The organism is Bacillus sp. 03113 (assembly GCF_006546985.1).
GTDB lineage: Bacteria > Bacillota > Bacilli > Bacillales > Cytobacillaceae > VATK01.
Map to the genome: position 1 here is coordinate 89,167 of NZ_VATK01000015.1, position 24,383 is coordinate 113,549.

General features: G+C 36.3%; 34 protein-coding genes. 23 read left to right on the top strand and 11 right to left on the bottom strand.

Annotated elements, in window-relative coordinates:
• Positions 1-25 precede the first annotated feature (25 nt).
• The 6 genes from hfq to glnA all read left to right on the top strand — a co-directional run bounded on the left by hfq (position 26) and on the right by glnA (position 6,294).
• Entirely contained in the window at positions 26-256 is a 231-nt protein-coding gene (hfq, locus tag FDO66_RS15130) for an RNA chaperone Hfq (protein ID WP_141433497.1), read from the top strand.
• Positions 257-579: 323 nt separating this feature from the next.
• The gene (gene spoVK / locus FDO66_RS15135) at positions 580-1,524 is read left to right on the top strand and encodes a stage V sporulation protein K (RefSeq protein WP_141433498.1); all 945 of its coding nucleotides are present in this window, start codon (positions 580-582) and stop codon (positions 1,522-1,524) included.
• 298 nt (positions 1,525-1,822) lie between these two features.
• Positions 1,823-3,073, top strand: a complete 1,251-nt coding sequence (gene hflX / locus FDO66_RS15140; RefSeq protein WP_141433499.1) for a GTPase HflX — start codon at positions 1,823-1,825, stop codon at positions 3,071-3,073.
• 17 nt (positions 3,074-3,090) lie between these two features.
• A complete protein-coding gene (locus FDO66_RS15145; RefSeq protein ID WP_141433500.1) occupies positions 3,091-4,362 on the top strand; it encodes a methionine gamma-lyase family protein in 1,272 nt (423 codons plus the stop codon).
• A 149-nt stretch (positions 4,363-4,511) separates the two neighbouring features.
• A complete protein-coding gene (locus FDO66_RS15150; protein WP_141433501.1) occupies positions 4,512-4,919 on the top strand; it encodes a MerR family transcriptional regulator in 408 nt (135 codons plus the stop codon).
• A 40-nt stretch (positions 4,920-4,959) separates the two neighbouring features.
• Complete coding sequence (gene glnA / locus FDO66_RS15155) at positions 4,960-6,294, top strand: type I glutamate--ammonia ligase (protein ID WP_141433502.1); 1,335 nt, start codon at positions 4,960-4,962, stop codon at positions 6,292-6,294.
• A 121-nt stretch (positions 6,295-6,415) separates the two neighbouring features.
• Here glnA and FDO66_RS15160 read toward each other — a convergent pair whose 3' ends face one another.
• From FDO66_RS15160 to FDO66_RS15175, 5 genes are all read right to left on the bottom strand, one after another.
• Positions 6,416-6,865, bottom strand: coding sequence for a GNAT family N-acetyltransferase (locus FDO66_RS15160; RefSeq protein WP_141433503.1), 450 nt, complete (start codon positions 6,863-6,865; stop codon positions 6,416-6,418).
• 85 nt (positions 6,866-6,950) lie between these two features.
• Positions 6,951-7,124, bottom strand: coding sequence for a hypothetical protein (locus FDO66_RS20915; RefSeq protein ID WP_181444593.1), 174 nt, complete (start codon positions 7,122-7,124; stop codon positions 6,951-6,953).
• A gap of 179 nt (positions 7,125-7,303) precedes the next feature.
• Entirely contained in the window at positions 7,304-7,804 is a 501-nt protein-coding gene (locus FDO66_RS15165) for a peroxiredoxin (protein ID WP_309475287.1), read from the bottom strand.
• A gap of 205 nt (positions 7,805-8,009) precedes the next feature.
• Positions 8,010-9,266 carry a Y-family DNA polymerase gene (locus FDO66_RS15170; protein ID WP_141433504.1) on the bottom strand — a complete coding sequence of 419 codons (1,257 nt, stop codon included), beginning with the start codon at positions 9,264-9,266 and terminating at the stop codon, positions 8,010-8,012.
• A 139-nt stretch (positions 9,267-9,405) separates the two neighbouring features.
• On the bottom strand, positions 9,406-9,738 hold the full coding sequence (locus FDO66_RS15175) for a YolD-like family protein (RefSeq protein WP_141433505.1): 333 nt from the start codon (positions 9,736-9,738) through the stop codon (positions 9,406-9,408).
• Between the two features lie 296 nt (positions 9,739-10,034).
• On the opposite strand from FDO66_RS15175, the gene FDO66_RS15180 reads away from it, so the two are divergent.
• The 5 genes from FDO66_RS15180 to FDO66_RS15200 are packed head-to-tail and all read left to right on the top strand — an operon-like array spanning position 10,035 to position 13,758.
• Positions 10,035-10,529, top strand: a complete 495-nt coding sequence (locus FDO66_RS15180; RefSeq protein WP_258535740.1) for an aminotransferase yhxA — start codon at positions 10,035-10,037, stop codon at positions 10,527-10,529.
• 46 nt (positions 10,530-10,575) lie between these two features.
• Positions 10,576-10,974, top strand: a complete 399-nt coding sequence (locus FDO66_RS15185) for a DUF350 domain-containing protein (RefSeq protein WP_141433506.1) — start codon at positions 10,576-10,578, stop codon at positions 10,972-10,974.
• 49 nt (positions 10,975-11,023) lie between these two features.
• Positions 11,024-11,485 (top strand): RNA helicase, encoded by a 462-nt coding sequence (locus tag FDO66_RS15190; RefSeq protein WP_141433507.1) that lies wholly within the window; start codon positions 11,024-11,026, stop codon positions 11,483-11,485.
• Entirely contained in the window at positions 11,482-12,714 is a 1,233-nt protein-coding gene (locus FDO66_RS15195; protein WP_141433508.1) for a glutathionylspermidine synthase family protein, read from the top strand. Before FDO66_RS15190 ends, FDO66_RS15195 begins: the two co-directional genes overlap by 4 nt.
• A gap of 12 nt (positions 12,715-12,726) precedes the next feature.
• Entirely contained in the window at positions 12,727-13,758 is a 1,032-nt protein-coding gene (locus FDO66_RS15200) for a potassium channel family protein (protein ID WP_141433509.1), read from the top strand.
• Between the two features lie 120 nt (positions 13,759-13,878).
• Here FDO66_RS15200 and FDO66_RS15205 read toward each other — a convergent pair whose 3' ends face one another.
• Both FDO66_RS15205 and FDO66_RS15210 read right to left on the bottom strand, forming a co-directional pair.
• The gene (locus FDO66_RS15205) at positions 13,879-14,070 is read right to left on the bottom strand and encodes a DUF4177 domain-containing protein (RefSeq protein ID WP_141433510.1); all 192 of its coding nucleotides are present in this window, start codon (positions 14,068-14,070) and stop codon (positions 13,879-13,881) included.
• 117 nt (positions 14,071-14,187) lie between these two features.
• Positions 14,188-14,373 carry a DUF4083 family protein gene (locus FDO66_RS15210; RefSeq protein WP_141433511.1) on the bottom strand — a complete coding sequence of 62 codons (186 nt, stop codon included), beginning with the start codon at positions 14,371-14,373 and terminating at the stop codon, positions 14,188-14,190.
• Positions 14,374-14,463: 90 nt separating this feature from the next.
• On the opposite strand from FDO66_RS15210, the gene FDO66_RS15215 reads away from it, so the two are divergent.
• Positions 14,464-15,144, top strand: a complete 681-nt coding sequence (locus FDO66_RS15215) for a GNAT family N-acetyltransferase (RefSeq protein ID WP_220095177.1) — start codon at positions 14,464-14,466, stop codon at positions 15,142-15,144.
• A 189-nt stretch (positions 15,145-15,333) separates the two neighbouring features.
• Positions 15,334-15,462 carry a hypothetical protein gene (locus tag FDO66_RS21300; RefSeq protein ID WP_258535741.1) on the top strand — a complete coding sequence of 43 codons (129 nt, stop codon included), beginning with the start codon at positions 15,334-15,336 and terminating at the stop codon, positions 15,460-15,462.
• A gap of 180 nt (positions 15,463-15,642) precedes the next feature.
• Here the strand turns inward: FDO66_RS21300 and FDO66_RS15220 are convergent, their stop codons facing one another.
• The 4 genes from FDO66_RS15220 to FDO66_RS15230 form a co-directional block, all read right to left on the bottom strand.
• Positions 15,643-15,744: a YjcZ family sporulation protein gene (locus tag FDO66_RS15220; RefSeq protein ID WP_141433525.1), complete on the bottom strand. Its 102-nt coding sequence runs from the start codon at positions 15,742-15,744 to the stop codon at positions 15,643-15,645.
• A gap of 186 nt (positions 15,745-15,930) precedes the next feature.
• The gene (locus tag FDO66_RS15225; protein ID WP_258535742.1) at positions 15,931-16,362 is read right to left on the bottom strand and encodes a spore coat protein; all 432 of its coding nucleotides are present in this window, start codon (positions 16,360-16,362) and stop codon (positions 15,931-15,933) included.
• A gap of 233 nt (positions 16,363-16,595) precedes the next feature.
• Positions 16,596-16,757 carry a hypothetical protein gene (locus FDO66_RS20920; RefSeq protein WP_181444594.1) on the bottom strand — a complete coding sequence of 54 codons (162 nt, stop codon included), beginning with the start codon at positions 16,755-16,757 and terminating at the stop codon, positions 16,596-16,598.
• A gap of 522 nt (positions 16,758-17,279) precedes the next feature.
• Positions 17,280-17,666, bottom strand: coding sequence for a RidA family protein (locus tag FDO66_RS15230; protein WP_141433513.1), 387 nt, complete (start codon positions 17,664-17,666; stop codon positions 17,280-17,282).
• Between the two features lie 133 nt (positions 17,667-17,799).
• Between FDO66_RS15230 and FDO66_RS20925 the strand changes: the two genes are divergently transcribed.
• The 10 genes from FDO66_RS20925 to FDO66_RS15275 all read left to right on the top strand — a co-directional run bounded on the left by FDO66_RS20925 (position 17,800) and on the right by FDO66_RS15275 (position 24,124).
• Complete coding sequence (locus tag FDO66_RS20925; protein WP_181444595.1) at positions 17,800-17,976, top strand: hypothetical protein; 177 nt, start codon at positions 17,800-17,802, stop codon at positions 17,974-17,976.
• Positions 17,977-18,222: 246 nt separating this feature from the next.
• On the top strand, positions 18,223-18,462 hold the full coding sequence (locus FDO66_RS15235; RefSeq protein ID WP_068617944.1) for a helix-turn-helix transcriptional regulator: 240 nt from the start codon (positions 18,223-18,225) through the stop codon (positions 18,460-18,462).
• Positions 18,452-18,802, top strand: coding sequence for a DUF2178 domain-containing protein (locus FDO66_RS15240; protein WP_141433514.1), 351 nt, complete (start codon positions 18,452-18,454; stop codon positions 18,800-18,802). The genes FDO66_RS15235 and FDO66_RS15240 overlap by 11 nt, the downstream gene beginning before the upstream one ends.
• Before the next feature lie 45 nt (positions 18,803-18,847).
• Positions 18,848-19,717 (top strand): ABC transporter ATP-binding protein, encoded by an 870-nt coding sequence (locus FDO66_RS15245; RefSeq protein WP_141433515.1) that lies wholly within the window; start codon positions 18,848-18,850, stop codon positions 19,715-19,717.
• Positions 19,718-19,724: 7 nt separating this feature from the next.
• A complete protein-coding gene (locus FDO66_RS15250; protein WP_258535743.1) occupies positions 19,725-20,426 on the top strand; it encodes an ABC transporter permease in 702 nt (233 codons plus the stop codon).
• A gap of 32 nt (positions 20,427-20,458) precedes the next feature.
• Positions 20,459-21,292 (top strand): IS21 family transposase, encoded by an 834-nt coding sequence (istA, locus tag FDO66_RS15255; protein WP_141433517.1) that lies wholly within the window; start codon positions 20,459-20,461, stop codon positions 21,290-21,292.
• Between the two features lie 20 nt (positions 21,293-21,312).
• Positions 21,313-22,008, top strand: a complete 696-nt coding sequence (locus FDO66_RS15260; protein ID WP_220095178.1) for a Mu transposase domain-containing protein — start codon at positions 21,313-21,315, stop codon at positions 22,006-22,008.
• Entirely contained in the window at positions 21,998-22,759 is a 762-nt protein-coding gene (gene istB / locus FDO66_RS15265; RefSeq protein ID WP_181444597.1) for an IS21-like element helper ATPase IstB, read from the top strand. The genes FDO66_RS15260 and istB overlap by 11 nt, the downstream gene beginning before the upstream one ends.
• Positions 22,760-23,077: 318 nt before the next feature.
• Entirely contained in the window at positions 23,078-23,470 is a 393-nt protein-coding gene (locus FDO66_RS15270) for a hypothetical protein (RefSeq protein WP_181444598.1), read from the top strand.
• Between the two features lie 267 nt (positions 23,471-23,737).
• Positions 23,738-24,124: a DUF5412 family protein gene (locus tag FDO66_RS15275; RefSeq protein ID WP_141433520.1), complete on the top strand. Its 387-nt coding sequence runs from the start codon at positions 23,738-23,740 to the stop codon at positions 24,122-24,124.
• Positions 24,125-24,383: the final 259 nt, after the last annotated feature.

A 24,383-nucleotide genomic window follows, 5' to 3' on the forward strand; every position in this document is an offset into this window, starting at 1 on the left:
GATAAAAAGGGAGGATTCCAATATTATGAAGCAGCCAGTTAATATTCAAGACCAAGTTCTAAATCAATTACGAAAAGACGGTACGAGTGTTACAGTATTTTTATTAAATGGTTTCCAATTAAGAGGGCTAGTAAAAGGATTTGACAACTTCACTGTTTTATTTGAATCAGAAGGAAAACAACAGCTAGTATATAAACATGCGATTTCAACATTCGCTCCACAGCGAAATGTTCAAATAGACCTAGAAGGGCAATAAAAGCACAAGTGCTTTGATCAGCCCTGAAGCTTAACATAGATATATTGCTATCAAAGTAATCCATAATTAACTATTTTACCATTTCCTGAAACGGCAAGAAATCTTCCAGTTATATTGGAGGGTTTCTTTTTTTGGAGAATAAGAAAGCATAAGTTTTCAGAACTCAGACCGATGTCTAGCTTCGACATACAGGACGTACTAATGCCGATGTTTCCACAGACGTGGTGTTCTTAATCGGCTGCTTTTCTTAAAAGGGAATAGGCTTTTGTCACAAAAACGATCTACTATGCATATACTGTTTAGAAGAATGTGAGGTGATGACTTTGGACCAACCAATGCGAATGAAAAACAATGGACAGATAAGCATTGTTCTTCATTCACAAAAGAAAGCATCCATACAGAAGGATATACAAGACCACGAAATGGTGCCAAAGAACATGCCACAGGAGCATGCGGCTCTTAGGGAAATTGAAGAAGAATTAACGCATTTAATTGGTATGGATGAAATGAAAAGAGTCATCAAAGAAATTTACGCATGGATTTATGTGAATAAAAAAAGAGAAGAAGAGGGCTTGAAAACAGGCAAACAAGCTCTTCATATGATGTTTAAAGGGAATCCAGGAACAGGAAAAACAACGGTAGCCCGCCTTATTGGAAAACTGTTTCAAAAGATGAATGTCTTAACAAAAGGACATTTAATTGAATCTGAGAGAGCGGATTTAGTAGGAGAATATATTGGTCATACCGCGCAAAAGACAAGAGATTTAATAAAAAAATCTTTAGGGGGAATTCTTTTTATTGACGAAGCCTATTCTTTAGGAAGAGGTGGTGAAAAGGATTTCGGAAAGGAAGCTATTGATACTCTTGTTAAGCATATGGAAGACAAGCAGCACGATTTTATTCTCATATTAGCTGGGTATTCAAGAGAAATGGATTACTTTTTAACGCTTAATCCAGGCTTGCATTCCCGTTTTCCGTTAGTCATTGATTTTCCTGACTATACAGTAGAGCAATTAATGGAAATTGGTGGTCGTATGTTAAAGGAACGAGAATACATGTTAAGCCATGAAGCGGAAAGAAGGATGAGAGAGCACTTGGCTTGGGTTAAAAATCATGTTAATCCAACTAGTTTCTCAAATGGAAGATATATTCGAAACGTTATTGAAAAATCAATCCGTAACCAAGCAATGCGCCTGCTTACTCAAGGAAACTTCGATCGCCATGAATTAATGACGATTCGAAGCAATGATTTGGTCATAGATGAATAAGATTTACCTTACTTTCACTTACTAAGAAAAGGATGTCAAAATACTGGCATCCTTTTTCAGAAAGCATAACTTATTAAAATTGGACAGGTGTCTTTAAAAATAAGGAACACTTTTTACACCCCATTAGAACATTTTTCTTCCGGGCTAATCAAGGCGCTTCCGTACTAGTGCCGATTAAGACATAAGGACGTGGCGCTCTTAATCGGCCGCTTTTCTTACAAAAAGGTAAAAAGGTTTACAGTCCTAACCGCTTTTTTGATATGATAGGAATAGAATAGAGAAGAAAGAAGGAAAATGATTGAAAGAAACAGAAGAAAAGGTTATTCTAGTCGGATGTCAAACGACAGAAGACACTGATCGATTTGATTATTCCATGGATGAATTGGCCTCATTAACAGAGACTGCCAAAGGGATAGTTATGGTCTCTTTTACACAAAAAAGGGAAAAAATTCATCCAGCAACTTATATTGGAAAAGGGAAAGTAGAAGAATTAATAAATATAGCGGAAGAGGTAGAAGCGGATTTAATCATTTTCAATGATGAATTATCTCCAAGCCAAGTACGTAATCTTTCCTCTCAGCTAGAAGCTAGAATTATTGATCGAACGCAATTGATATTAGATATTTTTGCACAAAGAGCTCGTTCAAAGGAAGGAAAGCTGCAGGTTGAACTCGCACAGCTTGAGTATCTACTTCCAAGATTAAGAGGGCAAGGTACACAATTATCGAGACTTGGTGCTGGAATTGGGACAAGGGGACCTGGTGAAACAAAACTTGAAAGCGATCGCAGGCATATTCAAAGAAGAATCGATGATATTAAAACTCAGCTTTCTTCCATCGTAAAGCATCGTGAACGATACCGAGAGAGAAGGAAAAAAAATAAGACTTTTCAAATAGCGCTTGTTGGTTATACAAATGCTGGAAAGTCTACTTTGTTTAATCGCTTAACTGAAGCAGAATCATATGAAGAGAACCAGCTTTTTGCAACTCTTGATCCGATGACAAGAAAAATCCATCTTCCAAGCGGTTTTACAGCGCTATTAACAGATACTGTTGGTTTTATTCAGGATTTACCAACTACTCTAGTCGCGGCGTTTCGATCTACTTTAGAAGAAGTGAAGGAAGCAGATCTCTTACTTCATCTTGTAGATATGTCAAATCCGGATTATTTTCAGCATGAGGAAACCGTTCAAAGTTTGCTGATAGATCTGGACATTCATTCTACACCACAGCTCACGGTTTATAATAAACGAGATAAACAGCACCCAAGTTTTGTGCCTACATCTACTGCAGAAAATATCTTTATTAGTGCTCTTGAGCAGACTGATCAAGAAAAATTAAAGCAAAAAGTAGAAAGCATGATTATCGAATTAAATGATTTTTACCATATAGAGGTTCCAGCCTCTGAAGGGAAGCTGTTATCAAGGTTAAAGAATGAAACGATTTTGCAGGAACTAAGCTTTGATGAAACAAAACAGATATATATATGTAAAGGTTATGCTTTAGAGAATCACTCCCTTTGGGGACATATAAATTACTATTGTGTATAAATAGAATGGAGATTGGCATGTACGAGCAGTTAAGTCATGGGGAAAAATTAAAGTCCCTAGTTCAAAAAATCGAAAAAAAAACATCTGTAGTTCAACAAAAAATAGATGAGAGAATGGAAACAAATCAGTTTCGCATTTTGAATAGCTTCCAAAAGCACAAGGTAAGTGATTCAGATTTTATCCCTTCAACTGGATATGGGTATGATGACATTGGTAGAGATAAGCTGGAAAGCATATATGCAGATGTATTTGGAGCAGAAGCAGGGTTAGTTCGTCCTCAAATTATTTCAGGAACTCATGCCATTTCAATCGCTCTTTTTGGAGTTTTAAGACCGGGAGACGAATTATTATATATAACAGGAAAGCCCTATGATACATTAGAAGAGATTGTTGGTCTTCGTGGAAATGGGGTTGGCTCACTTAAGGAATTCGGGATTACCTACCAAAGCGTTTCGCTTTTGGAGAATGGTAAGATTGATTATGAGTCTGTTGCAAAAGCGATTAAGCCAAACACGAAAATGATTGGCATTCAACGCTCAAAAGGCTATGCAACAAGGCCTTCATTTTTAGGGTCAGAAATTAAGGAAATGATCCATTTTGTTAAAGCCATCAAAAAGGATGTCGTAGTCTTTGTTGATAATTGCTACGGTGAATTTGTTGAGGAAGTCGAACCTTGTCACGTGGGAGCAGACTTAATGGCTGGTTCTTTAATCAAAAATCCAGGTGGAGGTTTGGCGAAAACAGGTGGTTACATTGTTGGGAAAAAGGAATGGGTGGAAGCATGCTCATACCGTATGACTTCTCCGGGGATTGGTGCTGAAGCAGGGGCTTCTCTTTACAGTCTTCAAGAAATGTATCAAGGCTTTTTTCTAGCTCCTCATGTAGTAGGACAAGCTCTAAAAGGAGCCGTTTTTACAGCTGCTATCCTCGAAGAATTAGGGATGAATTCGTCACCTAAATGGGATGCAAAGCGAACAGACTTAATCCAATCTGTCCAATTTGATGATCGGGATAAAATGGTTGCATTTTGCCAAGCCATCCAGTTTGCTTCACCTGTTAATTCGCATGTCACTCCATATCCTAGCTATATGCCTGGCTATGAGGATGATGTGATCATGGCTGCAGGTACATTTATTCAAGGAGCAAGTATTGAATTAACGGCCGACGGACCTATCCGCCCACCGTATGTTGCTTATGTTCAAGGTGGATTGACATATTCGCACGTGAAAATAGCTGTTTGTACAGCTTTAAATAATCTTATTGACAAAAGACTTATTCATCTTATATAGTAAGAGATCTATATAATTATGTTAGAATAGTAAATATCAGTGAGTTTTTTATATGATAATGTTATAATTCATTACATAAATTTGACATGATTTCTACCATCAACTATAATAAAAGGTAGGAAAATTTAAGGAAAAGGAGTTGAATACATATGTCTGGTAGTCAAATTCGTCGGTCAATGCCGCTATTTCCAATTGGTATTGTCATGCAATTAACTGAGTTATCCGCTCGGCAAATTCGATATTATGAAGAGCATGAACTAATTTCTCCGGCTAGAACGGATGGCAATAGACGACTCTTTTCCTTGAATAATATCGACAGACTTTTGGAAATAAAGGATTTAATTGATCAAGGGGTTAATCTTGCTGGAATAAAACAATTGTTCTCCATGAAGGAACAGCAAGTAATAACTGATGAAATGCAAAAAGAAGCTGAAAAAACAAGACGTGAATTATCTGATGATGACTTAAGAAAGCTGCTTAGAAAAGAATTGATGAATGCAGGTCGTTTTAATCGTTCTACTCTGCGGCAGGGTGATATGTCTCGTTTTTTCCAATAATGTAAAATAGATTAAACGGTGTTAGGGAGGAAATTTTGTTATGGCAAAGTATACGAAAGCCGACATAAGACGCTTTGCGGATGAGCAAAACGTAAAGTTTATACGCCTTCAATTTACTGACATATTAGGTACAATCAAAAACGTTGAAATTCCTATTAGTCAGCTTGAGAAAGCAATGGATAATAAAATGATGTTTGATGGTTCTTCAATTGAAGGTTTTGTTCGTATTGAAGAGTCAGATATGTATTTATATCCCGATTTAGACACATGGGTCGTATTCCCTTGGACAGCTGAAAAAGGGAAAGTTGCCCGCTTAATCTGCGACATTTATAATCCAGATGGAACTCCATTTGAAGGAGACCCTCGAAATAACTTACGCAGAATTTTAAAAGAAATGGAGCTTTTGGGCTTTACTCATTTTAATTTAGGCCCAGAGCCAGAATTCTTCTTATTCAAGCTGGATGATAAAGGAGAACCAACTTTAGAATTGAATGATAACGGTGGATATTTTGACCTAGCTCCGACAGATTTAGGAGAAAATTGCCGACGCGATATCGTATTAGAGCTTGAAGAAATGGGCTTTGAAATTGAAGCATCCCATCATGAAGTTGCACCTGGACAGCATGAAATTGATTTTAAATATGCAGATGCTATTACAGCTTGCGATCATATCCAAACCTTTAAACTAGTAGTGAAAACCATTGCACGGAAACATGGTTTGCATGCAACATTTATGCCAAAACCATTATTCGGTGTGAACGGATCTGGTATGCATTGCAACATTTCACTGTTTAAAAATGGAGAAAATGCCTTTTTCGATCCGAAAGGAGAGCTTGAGCTAAGCGATACGGCTCGTCAATTTATTGCTGGAGTTGTCAAGCATGCACCAAGCTTTACTGCTGTTACAAATCCAACAGTTAATTCCTACAAACGCTTAGTACCAGGCTATGAGGCGCCTTGCTATGTGGCTTGGTCTGCAAGAAACCGTTCACCTTTAATGCGTATTCCAGCATCACGAGGCCTTAGTACTCGTGTTGAGGTTCGAAGCGTTGATCCGACAGCTAACCCGTATTTAGCAATGGCTGTTTTGTTAAGCGCAGGTTTAAACGGAATTCAAAATAAGCTTACTCCTCCTCTTCCAGTGGATCGCAACATCTACATTATGAGTAAAGAAGAGCGTTTGGCAGAAGGCATTGTTGACCTGCCATCTACCTTAATGGAAGCGTTAGAATTATTTAAAGAAGACGAAGTAATGGTTTCTGCTTTAGGAATACACATCTTCGAACACTTTATTGAAGCGAAAGAAATTGAATGGGATATGTTTAGAACACAAGTTCACCCTTGGGAACGCGATCAATATTTAGAGATGTATTAAACGAGGAATCCCTTGACCTAACTAGTGTCAAGGGGTTTTTTTTAGAAAAGAATTGTAAGGCCCTTCTAATTTGTTGTAGGAGAAGAGTAGTACAGTCCATCATTTGAAGTTATTCAATCGTTCAGGAATTTTTCTCTATTTTTATAGACATGTAAACGTCTATGAGATCCTCGCTTTCAACTTTAAAACCAAAACGTTCATAAAGACGTCTAGCAGAGCTTCCTTGTAAGACATTTAATGTTACACATTTTCCTTTTACATCATGTTGCTCAAGCAGATATTTTAAGACTTGACTTCCGATTCCTCTACCTTGGTAATTAGGATGAATATAAAAATGTTCCAAAAAATATTGTTCTGAAGTTGGTTTAAAAGCTACGCAGCCGATTAAAGAAGAATCTACTTCAATGATCCAAGTATGAACGGGATCGAATGCATTTCGGAAGCGTTGACGAACTTTTTCTTCATCAAACCTACCTAACCTAGTTAAATCATTTCGTAATACAATTGCTCGCAAGTTTGCAATTGTTTCAACATCGGAATTTTGGGATTGGCGAAGCGTAATCTGGTTCATCTTATTTAAATGTCTCCTTATTCTTTTTATTCAACTTTATTTGTAATTCATTATTATCACACCACTTAATAAAAAAAGAAGATATTCATTCATCTTCCTTTTTTATAACTTTTTGTGCTATTTCTTTTAAAATTTCATTTTTTTCTCTCAATATTTTTATTAGGCTGACGGCAAACCATACCCCGACTATAAATAAACCTAGGGATGTAATAAGAGGAATGAGTGCAAAAAATGAGAAAAATTGACCTGCATAATCCATAAAAAAAACCTCCAAAATATTTTTGGTTTATTATAACATTTTTACTATCATTTTGTAGTCTGTTATAGAGCGGAGCTTTCTTTTATTCCGTTTCTCTTGACTTATTTTAATATAATTTTTATTCGTTTTAAAAGATTCATATATTATTAGAAAGGAAGTTAGCTGTTTGCTAACTTCCTTTATTTCCCTATTGTATTATCCCCTAGAATCCAATCCATAGGGCACATACCACCAGATTGTAGTGCTTGTAATATACGAACTGTTTCTTTTGCACTTCTTCCAACATTATTGTTTGTCATCGTTGCGTACTGGATGATTCCTTCAGGGTTTATAATGTATAAAGCTCGATAGGAGGCACCTGTATTTGGATCTAGCACGTCATATGCTCTGGATACCTCTTTATTAAAGTCCGATGCAAGAATAAGATCAATATCCCCTATAGCATTTGGGTGGTTTGCTTTAAGCCATGCGCGATGAGTGTAGATGCTATCTGTACTGATAGCTAATACATTAGTACTAAGTTTTTCAAATTCAGGTAAGTAACTGTTCATAACCTTAATTTCAGTTGGACATACGATTGAAAAATCAAAAGGATAAAAGAATAGAATAAGCCATTTGTCCTTATAAGTCTCAAGTGTTGTGGGAATAGGCAGGCTTGATGATGTAGAAACGGTTATCAACTTTAAAGTCTGGCGCCTTTAGTCCGATATTTAACATTTGTTTTAGTCCCTTCCTATCAGTAGTAATATGCTAGGTAATTATACCTAAATAATTTAAAAATGACAAAATATTAAGCTTAATAGTCCATATTTATATTGCATTGATCGAAAAAATTTTCAGAGAAGGTAAGGGAATGAAGGGATGTAAAGTGGTGGGTGCCTTAAGCTATTCTTTATGCCCGCCTACCAGCTTTGCACGATGCAATGCTGTCCCAGCTGGAGTATAAGAAACAGCTCTAAGAATTGAACCAGACCCAAAACGTTTTCGTATTTCATCCACTGTATAGCCAAGCTCGTGCTTTTTCCAAGCGTGCAAATCAAAGAGATTGAGCTGGAAAGCGTGATCATCGACAATATTGCTAAGAGCGATATGAATTTTTCGAACGGTCTGCCCTTTGTAATGCTCTTTGAAAAGCTCTATACAGATAGCATATAAATCCATTGTTATGTTTGTTGGATGTTCTACCGTTCTAGAACGATAAAATCCTCCACCAAGTTCATCCTGACTGTAGCCAAGCCCGAAGCTAATGGTTCTTCCTGCTTTATAGTGATTTCTTGCTCTTCTTGCAACCTCTTCACACATTTCTAAAATGACATACTTTATTTCATGTTTTTCTTTATAATCGCGCATTAATATTTGACTTTTTCCAAAGCTGATCTGTCCTTGTATAAAAGTTTGAATTTCAGATAAATCCACACCCCATGCATGGTGATAATATTGGTTTCCCATAATCCCAAATTTTTTTTCAAGCATTTCTAAATTATAGTGAGCGAGTTGGCCAACGGTAAAGATGCCCATTCCATTTAGCGTTTTTTCCACTCTGCTGCCAATTCCCCACATTTTGCGCAGTGGATAAATGCTCCAAAGCTTTTCTGGCACATCATCGTAAGTCCATTCAGCGATCCCTTCTTTTTTTGCATCAAGATCCAAGCAAAGCTTAGCCATTAGCATATTAGGGCCAATTCCAACCGTGCATGGCAGCTGAAATTCGCGGTTTATCTCACTCGTGATTTTTTCAGCAATCACCAAGGGACTCCCCCAAAGCTTCATAGCACCATCGACTTGAATAAAGCTTTCATCCACACTGTACGTATGGATGGATTCCTTTGGTACGTAGCGATGAAAGAGACGCGTAAGTTCCGTTGAAATCCTTAAGTATGTCGCCATTTTCGGCTCTTCAATATGAATGCGGGGATCGTTTGGAATTTCAAAGTATCGAGAGCCTGTTTTAATGCCAAAATCCTTTTTCATGCGGGGAGAAGCAGCTAGCACAACGCTTCCTATTCGTGCTTTGTCTCCAACAACTGCCAAATAGCATTGAAGAGGATCAAGACCCTTCATAACTGCAGAGCAGCTGGCATAAAAGCTTTTCATATCCACGCATAATATATGTTTGTGAGGCATCTGGCTGTAATCCATCATACATTCAACTCCTGTTTCTTTTCTGAGATTTGCTAAGATGCTAAAAGAATGTAGTGATTTTTTATTGTCTATAAGCTTACCCAAGTCAATATATGATCAAATTCTGATGACGCCCAATGATTGATAAAGAAGGGCGGATTTAAAATTTTTGAACATCTATAATGCTGTAAAATGAAATATAATGAACAGTACCCTTTTCATCTTTAATCCGTAATTCTTTTTTAAAATGATCGATGAAATGTGTTTTTCCCTTAATTTCTGTTATGAATCCATCATCATATAGGGTGTATTTCAGAGTCCAATCAAATTCAATTCCTTCTAAAATCAAAAGTTCAATTTGTTCAATTTTACACTCATCGAGTAATGGTTTATTCACTTTCTCCTCGTCTAGCAATACCTGTTTTAATCGTTTAATATGTTCAGGCAGCATAAAGGCTGATTGCCATTTCATTTTTCCTCGATCGTTAATCATACCACCAACTCCTTTGATCATAATATTACCAGAACTTTTGTTCGGCATTCAACTTAAAATCGAACAAAAGTTCGTGTAAATATTGGTAAAGGCTGAAAGAGGGGGACAGTACAACAAATCATTTACTGGAAATTCGCTCACATTTCGTTTCTAGGTAAAAGAAGGGCTTTTCAAATCCGATATATATTGAGATGATTATAATCAGTTTATTAAATTGTAAGAAATTAGAACCAGCTGTGAATCTTTTTTCGTTCTGGTTCGTACATTTAAATACTTGAAGAAATGGAGGGAATATATTGAGTAAAACAAAAAGAATGATGGCAGGCATTACATCGACTGCGCTTATGCTTGGCCTGACGGGTTGTGGTTCCAATTCCCAGAATTCCTACAATGGGGAAGGGGATAACGACTGGGAAGAACAATCTGAAATGGATTCAGATCAGACAGATACCACTGCAATAAATGACGATATCCCGCCGCCTCCAGAAGATGCAAGCTGCTCAGAGTGGGAATGGGATCTTGATGATAGAGTGTGGGAGTGTGATGACAGCAGCTCCAGCCGTTTTGGACATTACTTCTATGGGGGGCATTATTATGGCAACAAATCGTTGCTGTACCAAAGTAAGGAATATCTTAATTACAAAAACAGCTCCGCTTATAAAGGCAAAAGTACGTCTGTTACACCCGGTAAATCAGGGACGGGCAGCACAACAAGTACCAATGGGGCTGGCAGTTCTACAGTGGAGGGAAGCTCTGGTTTCGGAAGCGGCTCCAAAAGCTACGGAGGTTAAAAATGCTGTTCAAGGGTAAGAAAATAGGTAGAAAAGGAGAGGTTTTATGAACTTATACGTAAATTTTGCTTCATATTTAGGAGTAGCATTGCTGCTCATGATCGCCGGACTATTATTATTTATTATCAGCACACCAAAATTAAGGGAGTTCCGCCTAATTGCCGAAAAGAATGCAACTGCTGCTTTATCTCTCGGAGGAAAGATGGTCGCTTTGGCAATCGTGCTTGGGGCAGCGGCGGAATATTCGGTTTCACTTATTGACATGGCTATTTGGGGAGCAATTGGGATCTTCTCGCAAATTATTGTTTTTATCGTAGCAGAACTAGTCACGATTCGTTTCAGTATCCGGAAGGCCATTGAAGAGGATAATAAGGCAGTTGGGATCATCTTGTTCTCCTTATCGTTATCCATTGGTTGGATCGTGGCCAAATGCTTATCCTATTAAGGAACTTTCCAGTTAAAGCGATAATTCTGGATGAAAAAGGGGTGGAGATTTGAAAAAACTAACTTATTTCATCGATAAGGGAAATGGCGAATATCGCCCTTTCTATGAATATACTTTTCCGGAAGTTGGTATAGATGAATTATACGCCCGCCAGCTCTGCACGTATTTTATTATGAGAGGCACCCAATATGAATTGATATCAAATGAAATGGAAGGAGAAGAGGACATCCTTGTTTTAAAGGAAATTGGAAGAAATGTGACTGTGATCGACGAAACAGGCTTTCGTGGAAAAGGCTTGCATATCGAGTTTCGGAGATTCAGGGAAGCAGAGAATTATAAAAGACTTGCTCTTTTACCATGCAAAACACATTTGGATATTATCCGCTATCTCCTGAAAGATGTTGTAGATGTTCCTGGGATTGGGCAAATGATGATGACCTCAACCGAGATCGACGAAGACAGAGGAGTTTATGTCATATATGTAAAAGAACTCGGGGAAGAGGAGGCATGACAGTGTCTTACCACGAAAAAAGAAAGCAGTTTTATAACAGTGTGGAAAATTTCTGGGCTGATCTTTACGGTGAAGAGTATGCCTTATTTGATATTGCCCTTATTGAAAAAGCGGAATTTGAAAAAATCCAGCTTGCAAGCGAACGGATCGGGCAGATTTTCTTTAAAATGTGCAGCCTGCTGCGGGAAGTTCCGGATCAGACTCTTCTTGACATGGGCTTTCCAGAGGAAACACTGCCTTTTATTCGGCTAAAAACGATTGCTTATGAAACGATCATTTCTAGATTAGATCTCATCCCGTTCAATCATACATATAAATGTATCGAAATGAATGCAGATACGCCTACATTCATTAAGGAACTATTCCATATCAACGGGAAGGTATGCAGGAAATTTGGAGAATACAATCCTAATGAGGGGATGGATACAAGGCTTGGTCAAGCAGTAAAACAAGGAATTCTTGAATCTGCTTTGTGGAAGAAAAAGAAAAATCCTTATATTGTATTTACTGCACATGAGGAAAATGAGGAAGACCGTGAAACCGTCCTTTACTTACAGGAACTTTGTGGACTGCCGTCCAGATTTGTTCCTTTGCATATGCTGCGGATTGAAAAAGAAATTGGACTTTTTGATGAGAATGGCGTTAAAATCGATATTCTGTACAGGCAGACATTTCCGATAGAAAACCTGATTGCTGATGAGGATGAAAAAGGCAATAAAATTGGATTATGGCTCCTTGAACTAGTCGCAGCTGGCAAGCTTGCTATCATCAATCCTCCTTCTGCTTTTCTCCTGCAAAACAAAGCGGTCCAGGCCGCTATTTGGGGATTACATGCCGAAAACCATCCATTTTTCACAAATGAAGAACACAGCTGGATCGAAGAGTACTTTTTGCCGACCTATCTGGAATCCGACTATTTTATTAAAGCAGGGCTTCCTTTTGTGAAAAAACCTTCTTTTGGCCGAGAAGGGGATACGGTCGAGATTTATAATCAAAACGGATTGCTTCTGCATGAGGATATTCAAAAAAGCTACACACGCTATTTACCCGTATACCAACAATATGTGAATCTTCCAACTCGTACTTTTATGAGTGAAAAGGGGAAGCAGGAAGGACATGTGCTGGTTGGCAGTTTTCTACTCAATGGCAAGCCTTCAGCGGCAGGTTTCAGAGTAGGAGAGCGAATTACTAATAATCTCTCCTATTATCTACCAGTTGGGGTCAAATAGGGAGGGGAGAAAATGTGGTTATTACACAGAATTTTTTCTAAAATTTCGAAGATCAGCCTGATGCAGGCGGCAAGCCTTGCATTGTTCCTTATTTTGGCCAGCAGTATTATCATGAGAATGGCAGAACCTGAGACCTTTCCACGGTTTTTCGATGCGCTCTGGTGGACGATGACGACTCTTGTAACAGTAGGATATGGAGATTATTTTCCAAAAAGTGATTTCGGAAGGATTTTCACTATGCTGCTTATCTATACATTTGGAATAGGTGCAATGGGGGTGATCATTGGTAAAATCTTTGAGAGTCTTACCGCGTACCGGAAGCTGAAGGAGGAAGGGAAATTGAATTACACGGGTAAAGGGCATTTTATATTAATTGGCTCATCAAAAGAGAAGCTGAAAAATGTGCTGGATGAGATTAATAACAGTAGGCATAACTGTGACGTTGTTGTGGTCGACCATACAGATCGAGCGCCATTGGAACATGACCATCTCCATTTTATTTCCGGGAATCCAGCTGAAGAAGAGGTCTTGATGAAAGCAAATATCCTTGAAGCAAAATCAGTAGCGATCTTTTCAGATGATCAAAATGATCACCTTGAATATGCAGATGGGAAAACGCTACTCATCGCTTCGAGGGTTGAGCATATTTCGAAAAAATACGAAAAAAATATTTACACAATTGTAGAAATTAAAAAAGATAAACATATTGCGTTGTTTGAGCACGCGAATGTCGATGAGTTTATTCTTTCAAATGATTCCATTTCTAGACTTATGGCACAAGCAGCCATCTACCATGGTTCAAGTAAACTATTCAAACAGCTCCTAAGCAACACAGATGGTGAAAACCTCTATGAAATCACTAAAAAACCCCACTGGAACACCTATAAAGATGCAGCAATAGAGCTGTTTGAAATGGGTGCAACACTGATTTCAGACGGCAGTTCCCTTGATATTGCAAGGCGCCACCATGAATCTATTCCCAATCATGCCAAATTATTCGTTATCTGTGATGAGGAGACTTACTTGAAAATTAGTAATGATTAGATTTGATAGGAAGTTAGTAGTTCAATTGTGGATAACGACCTAATCGAAAATGAAAGGAACAAGAACTTTTTCATGAGAGACACTTGCCTCGTTTTGTATCAGCAAGAATCCCTTCAAATTTTAAGATTGAAGGGGTCTTTCAAAAATAATTTCATAATAGGCAGCCGATCCATAAGCAGCGATACCAGGAGCAAATATTTGAACAAGCCTCCAACCTTCATTTGCATATTTATTGATAACATCCTGATACTCTTCTTTAGGTTTACTACTCCATTTACTAAGCTCGATTTTTTCAAATTTATACTTATACATTTTTGTGCCTCCTAGTCATCTTTTAATTTGAATAGAAATAACTGAAAATAATTCTGAAATAAAAACAGAGGGTTAGAATTTCATTCAAAAAATAAAAACCCCTTCATATTGAAGAGATTAATTTTTCTTATCTTTTTCTAGTAGTTCTAAAATACGATCTAGTTTCTTTTCAATTATTATTGACCTTTGGATAGCACTTTTATTTGTAAAAATAGATTTAATAAAATAAAAGATTACAATAATAATAGTTAAAAGAATTATAAGCATAATAAATTGAAAAATAATATCACCATAATTAACCATAAATATCCTCCTTAGGAATATAATAACATGATTTTATGGAAATGTTATGAATCAACGATTTGAAGAGTGATTGTCACATACAATGCGGAAATGAACAAAATTGGTTCTCTGTTGTTGAATTTAATTTATCTATTTATGAAAATTGTTTATGCAAACCAAAGAGAAAACATGATCGATATGGCGAGGTGGCTGAAAATGATAAATGTGGGAACAGAGACAATAGAAACTGACAGGCTCATTTTAAGAAGATTCACTTTGAAAGACGCTGACGATATGCTTAAAAATTGGATTAACGACAAAGAGATTCAATCAAATTATGGTGAACCAATATATGAAAGTATGGATTCAGTTATTGAATTGCTTAAATGTTGGATTACATCGTATTGTAATGACGAATATTATAGATGGGCGATTGTTTTGAAAGAAAAAAATGAAAATATTGGACAGATTGCTTTTTGTCATATTAACTTACATCACCATTTTGCAGATATAGAGTATTGTATTAGCAGATCTTATCAAAAAAAGGGATATGCATCAGAAGCTTTATCCGCTGTAGTAGATTTTACATTTAAAAAAACGGGACTAAATAGATTGCAGGCTTTCCATAGAGGTAGAAATAAGGCTTCAGGAAAAGTACTACAAAAATCAATGATGAAATATGAAGGAGTATTAAGACAATCATTTTTTTACAAAGATAAAAATGAGTATGATGATAAAATATACTATGGCATTTTAAAAGATGATTATTTAAAAAATAAATCTCAATGTTGATAATTTCAGTATAAATATGATTAATTCTTTTATCGAATTTAAGAAGACAGAAGGAGAAAACAGATGAAGTTAGTTTTTTAATTATTAAAATCAATATCCCATTAGTGGTTTCTAGCAGTCCAAAAAAAAGAAGTTTAAAAAACAATAGCAGAGAGTAATATGGGGGAGTATTCGATAATTACATAAGGGATGCACTTTATTCCAGACAAAACAGTAGATCTTAAAGAATACTGTGAAAAAGGGATGGATCGAATTAATGAAAATAGAGATAAATTAGGGATGCGGCATGTGACAATTGAAACGAAAATTGAAATTTAATTTTTGGTGCATTTTGAAGGTTCAATCGATTAGAAAACGAGGAAAGGGTAAAAACCTTTTTTCCAAAAACTTCTACATTATTTGTATTATGTTTCTTAATAAAGAGGAAGCACTTAAAGAGGCAGTGCTTCCCAGGAGGTATAATAAGTGGTTTGGTTACGGATTAATAATTAGAATCCTTTATCCAATAAATACTGTACCTACGATGATTAACAAAATAAACAAAACAACAATTAGGGCAAAGCTACTAACGTAACTTCCTCCACCCTGATATCCTGACAGAAGCTTGTCAGCCCTTATTACCAAATTAATAACAAGTTATGATTTACTTTATTTTTTGATATGGACAAGGGTTTATTTAAAAAAAAATTATCAAAGGGAGGCACATAAGAACTATTAAGTTTCATAGTAATTTCAATAAAAAACACACGTCAAATATTATGACGCATGCTTAAATTCTCATTATTTTTAATAAGGTATCGATATAGCTATTTGTGCAACTTTTATATCATTCTCTAATAATTTTGTGAGGTTGTATGAAGGGTAATAGCCCCTTTTATACATGTAATTATAAATATCAGCGTGACTTTGAATTGCTTTATTAAGTTGTTGAACTAACACATTGCGAAGTTGAGGGGTGGCAGTTTCAGTTATTGCAATTGCATAATTTCTAACGGCAGTTTTTGTAAGACCAAGAAGGTCTCCAGAATAAAAAGGAAGATTCATTGCTTCTGTTTCATAATCATCACGTACAGGTGCTTTCGGATAAAATTTTAAAAGTTCTTGAACATTATTCACCATACTGTTGATAGCGCGAGCATAAAGTGATTGGAGTTCAGGATCATGAATTTTTCTAATAGCTTTTTTTAACTTAAATATACCGATTGATTGAAATGCCACTAATTCATGTATTCTAAGTGTTTCATGCCGCGCAAGGTGTTATTGAGTAAATGCTTCTGTATATGTTGGGCTATACATCATATCATGAAGTTTATTCATAAAAACCCTCCTTGGAAATTTTTCGATTCAATATATTCAACGAGGGGGATGTGTGATTATACGGAAATTGTTTTATGTAGGTACAAAAGAGTAAGAGAGTGAACTAAAATCTAATTCACTCTTGAAGTTAATAATTATTGATCATTGTCTTTAGTATTGTTACTCACACTAATATTTGAGTGAGGTTGACCATAACCTTCAACCTTGCCCGCATGCTCTTTGTGATATTCTGACCCTGACCCTTGACGATAAAATGATTTACTTTTTTGCTTCTCATTACTATTTTGATTTGACAATTTTTTCACCTCCTAAGCACATAGAATGCTTAGTATTTCTGAATTTATTCAAGGGAAATAAAAAGATAATTTTAATAATACGATGAAACTATTTAGTAGACACAAACTGTACAGCAAACGTTTTACCTAAATAAAAAGTTTTACTTCTCACTAAAGTAAAGCTCTAGCCGAGTAGAATTGTTTATAATTGTTTATTTTCCAACTCGGTGACCCTTTTTTCTAATTTCTTTATTTTTGATTCAGTACCAGCAACAAGACATAAAGCAAAAGATGCTATAGCAAATGAAATTACCCAGGTCAATGTCTACACCTCCAGTAATTGACATCTCTATTATAACTTGTTTTTTATTAATTAGGTGTGACATTTTACAGTTTATTACTTTTTATAAAAATATGGCTGATTGAGAGAATGATCAACTAGTTTGATTGTTTTGTCTAAGTGTATAACTATAGTCAACAATAAGAAAAAGTAAATAAAAAAAGTGCTGAAAAGCACCGATTTTAAAAATAAAGTAAATGAAATTATTTTGCGGCCCAAGCTTCAATTTCAACCTTGATTTCTGGTCTAGCTAAAGCTGAAACATATGCTAAGGTTGTAGCAGGTGGGGATTGATTATGGAATTTGCTCCATTTTTCTAAATATAGTTCCTTGTTAATTTTTTCTGTTAACCAAATATTTACTTTGAAAATATTACTCGTATCTATACCTTCACTTTTTAATATAGATTTAATATTTTCTAGTGCATTGGAAAATTGAGTTTCAATATCATATGGTAAAATACCATTTTTGTCATTTCCTATTTGTCCAGATAAAACAACTAGTTCTGTATCTTTAGGAATCACAGCTAAATGATGATATTGAGCTATTGGAGGGGCAATATTATCAGGGTTTGATTTTTTAATTTCCATTCCTATCCTCCTCTGTTATATATTCACTATTTAATTATACACATTAATATTTAGCATATCAAAGAATTTTGGTGGTTGTCGGTTGCACGAAGATTTTACGAAACAAAATGATAGATCAGTTTAGGAGGGGAAAATGCCTAAGAAATCAACAAAATATCAGCTATTGCAAGATGATTTCCATCACGCTACTGCAGAATTAAGAAAATACTATGTACTCATCAAAGAATTAAGAGAAGAAATTGAAGAATTAAAAGTTTATAAGAGAGCCTATGAAGCAGCAATGAAGGCTGGAATAGAAATGAAAAAGTAAAAAGCCTGAATATTATCACCCGAATGCACCACTCTAACCGTTTTTTGCACCACCAAAAACCATAAATTACACCAGATCGATATGTGAACCTGACGGAATCATGAATTTCGTCAGGTTCTTTCTGCATTCTGGCTCTTGTTAAATCAAAGTAATCTAAGTAAACATAAAGGTATTCAATTACTTTGTATAAGTTTACTTTACTTTTATTAAAATTAAGTTTATAATTTGATTCAAGAGGTGATGGTCATGAAGAAAGATTTTGGTGATTCGATATCCAATAAGGTTTATGAATATCGTGTACTTGCCAGAATGTCTCAGCAAGAATTAGCAGAGAAAGTCGGGGTTTCCAAACAAACCATCTTCGTAATGGAAAAAGGAAATTATGTTCCGACTCTGCTGTTAGCTTTTCGAATTGCCGAATTTTTTAATGTTGATGTAAACGATATTTTTACTTATGTGAAAGGAAATGATCAAAATGAAAATTAAGTCTATCTCAGATATCCCTAACGCAATTTTTTACCCTTTAAAGTCCTGGGTTGAACAATCTCCGGGAAATTGGAATATTCTCATTGGAGTTGGTGGGTTACTGCTTATTGGTAGTGCGATTTTTGCCTATGTATTTTATAAGAAGATTGGGCAAGACGACGAACGGACAAATAAAATCTTTTTGAAAAGCAGTTACTGCATGCTGTGGGCAATTATTCTATGTGACATGATTTTTCCCAAAGACTATATGTGGAACATCTTTTTCTTGTTCAAATATACGCTGGCATTTTTAGCTGGTGGAATTTACATGGCCGTCCAATATAAAAAGGATTTTTCATAAGGAAAGTCGAGGAGCGAGGCCCAGCCATGGATGGAGGATTAGACAATGCTGATAAATATGCTAACTAAGCGATATGGAAATTCAATAGTTTTAAAAGATCTCTCTTTGAATTTCAACCAAGGAGAAATCGTTGGTCTGATTGGAAGAAACGGCGCTGGCAAAAGTACCCTGATGAAGATTATAACGCAAAACATTCAAACCTATGATGGATCAGTTGCAGACAATCATCAGGTAGGGTACTTGATCGAGGAACCAAAGCTATTCAATAATAAGACAGGATTATTCCACTTAACTTATTTTTCAGGAATTTACGGAAACACCTTCAAACTCAATGAATACGAGAGGCTCTTACAGAACCTGCAATTATTCGATGTGTTGAATAAAAAGGTGAAGAAATATTCTTTAGGAATGCGGCAGAAGTTAGGAATTGTCATTAGCCTACTAAATAATCCACGCTACATTGTATTAGATGAACCTACTAACGGCATGGATGTAGAGACGTCTTTTGAGGTTTTGCAAGAATTGAGAAGTATGGCTGAGGAATGGAATGTCGGTATTTTGATTTCTAGCCATAAGCTAGAGGATATTGAAGCTATTTGCGATCGAGTTTTATTCTTAGAAGATGGCACGATTGCTGGTGAACAGCACTTTATCAAAAATGAGCAACGAACTCTCACGCTAGTCTTTGATAATGCGGTTGATTTAGCTGCATTCGCTAAGAAGCAACACTTTGGGAGCATAATCCATTCCGGTGACAGAGATCTTCAGATTGAAACAGTTGTGGGAAATGCTGAGATTTTCGAGATGATAAATCGACTAGGTGTCCGACTAATTGATTTCACTGCGGAGAAGAAAACCCTGCGCAGTGTCTATATGAACAAATTCAGAGGTGAATATCATGACACTCAGTATTAACAAATATGTGATTTACAACCTGAAAGAACTGCTTAAAAAAGGTTATCTGGTCGTTGGTTTGTTGGGTGCTTGTGTACCCGCAATCATTATGACTTACTTTATCCTTAATAAGTCCACGCCCTTTAACATCAAACATGTATCAAATTTTTATTGTATGCTGGGTATGCTGGCAGCAGTCTTATTGCCGCTTTACTTTATCAATAGAGACTACTCGACTAAAACGATTTCTCTGATCAATAACTCTGTGCAGAATAGAAGAAACTATGTTTTCGCTAATGGTATCATCGCTCTTTCGGTGAGTCTACTTTATACGATGACAGGTATCGTATTACTTCTAGTTACGAAAACACTTGGTGTTTCTGGTGATTTAAAGCTCTCTTTCTTGGCTGGATTTTCTGTGAATGTCTTTCTCCTGGTGATGACCTATTTCTTATTTGGGTATCTTCTATTCTTATATGGCGTTCGTAGTGGTGCTGTTTATGGGATCTTAACAGCCATATTGTTGTTTTTCCCAAACGCCTTGGCTAATATCCAAGGGATGATCCATAACGAGTTTCTTTCAGAGTTGATTAAGAACTTTCCCGGGTATTTCTATCCAATCATGGTGGGATCAAATCCGCTCTCTCCTCTACAATATTCTATTGGCTGCCTTACACTAATCGTTTTGTTTGTGGTTGTCCTTAAAAAAAGCGAAAAAATCGAAGTATAGGAATCGTTTACTTGTTCTGAGGAGGAAATCGAATGATCGATTACAAAAAAATTCTCCAAATGCACTTTGATCATACTTCTCAACGTACGATCGAATCATCACTTGGACATTCGAGACATACGATAAGCGATGTCATAAAGCGATCTCAAGCAAAAGGGATTACGGAACTTACTGAGGAAATGGATAATGAATGGCTGTTCGGATTGCTTTATCCGGAAAGACAAACCTTTGAGAGAGGGTATTATCCTGTTAATTGGGAATACATTCATAAAGAATTGATGAAGAAAAACGTGACTCTCCAGCTTTTACACCGTGAATATATGGAGAACTCTCGCCATTCGAAAAAATTCCCCTATTCGTACACCAGCTTTTGTCGAGGATATAAAGATTATGCTCGCAAGTATGACCTGACAATGCCCATCAAACGGAAGCCGGGGGAATTAGCTGAACTCGACTGGGCGGAGTCTGTCCTTTATCTGCAGAATCATGAGACAGGTGAGCTGGACAAAGCCTATCTATTCGTAGCAACCCTGCCCTTTAGTCAATATTTCTACGTTGAAGCTTTCATGGATATGAAGGTGAACAATTGGCTTACTGGTCATATCCACGCATTCAAATATTTCAAGGGTGTACCTGAGACGCTAGTACCAGATAATCTAAAAACCGGTGTCACAAAAGCTGATCGGTATGAGCCGGTATTAAACGCTGCATACCGTCAATTAGCGGATCATTACCAGACCGTCATTGTACCTGCCCGAGTGAAACGACCGAAGGATAAGCAAGCACTGAGGGCACTGTTGGCTATGTATCAAGGTATATCATTGGTACTCTGCGGAATTATCAATGTTTCTCGATTAAGGACTTGAATAAAAAAATCCATGAGCTGATGGAAGAAATGAATTACGCCCCTTTCCAGAAACGTGTCGGGAGTAGATATTCAGTCTTTACTCAAGATGAACAACCTCTATTGAGACCTCTGCCAAGGAATCCATTCCAACTAGCAGAGTGGCGGGTGGCAAAAGTTCAACGAAATTATCACGTACAAATCGAAAAAAACTACTATTCAACGCCTTTTGAGTATGTTCAGGATGATGTCAATATTAAACTGACGCCAAAATTGATAGAGATATATTATAAAGACTTGCGAATAGCTACTCATGTACGGATCACTGATTTGGTCGGGCAATACTCTACTGATATTTCTCACATGCCGGATTCACACCGCAAATATTATGAGCAAACGCCTGAACAAGCCCTAGAATGGGCTAAGAAGATTGGGATTTTCACGGAAAAGTTGGTTAAGAAGATTTTTGAAACTACTTCTGAGAAACAGGCGTTGCGATCAGTGCAGGTATTAAAAAAGTCACTCAAAAAGTATAGCGAAATCGAATTGGAAGTTGCCTGTCAGACAGCTAGTGAGGTAGCAAATGCGCCAACTGGTCAGCTAGTAAATACCATACTTGCCCGGAATCAAGCCCGCTCAGAGAGAAGTGGCAAATCTGAGGCAAAACGGAAACCAAATCAGGATTACGGATTTACTCGTGGTGCTGGATATTATGGAGGTGGGCCACATGATGAATAAAGACACACGGCAGAAGCTAACAGAAATGAATTTAAAAGGAATGATTGAGTCCTACGACCTGCAGGCAAACAATCAATTTGACGATATGTCTTTTGATCAACGATTTCAGCTATTGGTCGATAATGAATTTTCTCGCAGACAATCTAATCGGCTTCAACGATTGATAAGACTAGCAAAGTTTCTCGATTCACAGGTGTGTATCGAAGAAATTGAGTATCACGATGATCGCAAAATCGACAAACATCTGGTTCTTGAACTCTCTTCCTGTAACTATATTCGTGAAGGTCATAATGTCGTCCTCATGGGAGCAACTGGTTCCGGCAAGTCCTATATTGCCAATGCTTTAGGAATCGCTGCTTGCCGTAACTTCTTTCAAGTTAAATATATCCGTTTACCGGAACTCCTAGATGAGCTGATTGTGGCAAAAACAATGGCTGATGGCAGCCTGCGGAAGACCCTAGCTAAATACAAAAAAGTGGATCTCTTGATTATTGATGAGTGGCTTCTAGTAGACTTGTCTGATGATCAAAACACCGTTCTTTTAGAAATTATCGAAACCCGCCATCAGAACCGATCAACCATCTTTTGTTCACAGTTCTCACCAGAAGGTTGGCACTCACGCATTGGCCATCAGCAATTAGCTGATGCCATCCTAGACCGTATCGTACATAACGCATACAAAATCACTCTCGATGGTGAAATCTCAATGCGGGAACGTCATGGATTGAGAGAAGCTGGATCAGGTGAATAATGCTTTGTTCGTTGATGTCGTTGAGTTGGCACAGTATTTTTACCTTAAAGCCTGTCCTTTGAAGCTTCAAGATTCGATATACTCCATGTTAGAACAGTGTGTGTTAAATGACAATAAAGGTGTTTTATTACAAATAAAGTCGTTTAATTTACAATAAAGTTGTTTAAAAACTCCAATCCTTTTATTCCATTAAAGGGCCAGATTCTTTAGTAACGCTAATGGATATTGTGAAGAAGTATACTTAAACTAAAGGTGCAGATTAGCACAACAATTACTTGGGCATTTATGGTAAAATGTCATTATTAAGGAGGGGGAATGTTGAAAAAATATCTTTATACAGGGATTTTACTTGGAACTATTGTGTTAGCTGGATGTAGTGCAAATGAGGAATCAAAAGAACAAGTAACGGAAGATATAACTAATGGACAAGCAGTAGAAGTTGAGACTTTACCTAATACCGATAAAAAAGAAGTCGTTTCAGTAAATCCTTTAGAATTAACTCAAGAACAAAAAGAAGATTATCACAAGCAATATGTTGAAATTGTAGAAGAGATAAATGCAGAGGAAGGTACAAACCATCTGGAAGTTGTGCCTATTAATAAGTTTAAACCAGAAGACTGGGTTGAACCAGAGAAATTTAGACAATTAGCAGTCAATAGGGCAACTTGGGAATTTACCTCTAAAGCCTTTGGTGGCGACCCAGTTGAATAAAGCGTAATCAAAATAAAAACAAATAAGCTATACAACATAAACACTTAAACTGATTCAACAATTAATTCAAACAAAGCCCTAATTAGAGGGGATTAACCTTAAGAGTTTGTGAAGCATTGTACTTAAACTAATGGGTACGTTTCTAGAATATGGATCTGACTTTTTTGCACAAAAGGAACATTCTATTGAATAAAATCCAATAAGGAAATTGGATAGTTATGTTAAAATATATAGAAGATCGTGAAGGAATGTGCAAGGGTGAATTTAATGACAAGTAAATTAAAACCTATTTTAATAACAATTATCGTAATATTTGTTCTATTTATGGCTGGTAAATATTTATTGGATACCTTATTTGGAAATATGTGTGGAAATGAAATTGTAGAAACAGTACCTTCTCCTAGTGGTGAAAAAGTGGCTTATATTTTTACTAGAGATTGTGGTGCAACAACAGGTTTTTCACCTCAGTTATCCATTTTAAATAAAGATGATGATTTTCAAAATGAATCGGGAAATACATTTAGAGCAGATAAAGATTTTTCTATTGAATGGATTGATGAAAAAAACTTAAAAGTTATATATGATCAATCTTCTGAAACTTACGAAATGGATAAAAAAGTTAAAGGAATTAAGATTGAGTATGTAAGCAAGTAAAAGCAGTGTTTTCTTTCATTAACGGTTGCTTATCATGTATAGGATCTAAGCAAATCTTCAACAAACGGGCGCTTACCAGTAACAAGGTAAGCTCTTTTTTTTTGAAAAAAAGATTGAGTTGATCGCTTGAATTTGAAATAATTGTTATTAAGCAATAGGGCGGTTTATAGAGGAAAAATTATAAACAGGAGTCTAACAATCTAAAAATTATTTAAAATTTATCAATATAAGGAGTAAATACAAATGAAATTAGGGAGTC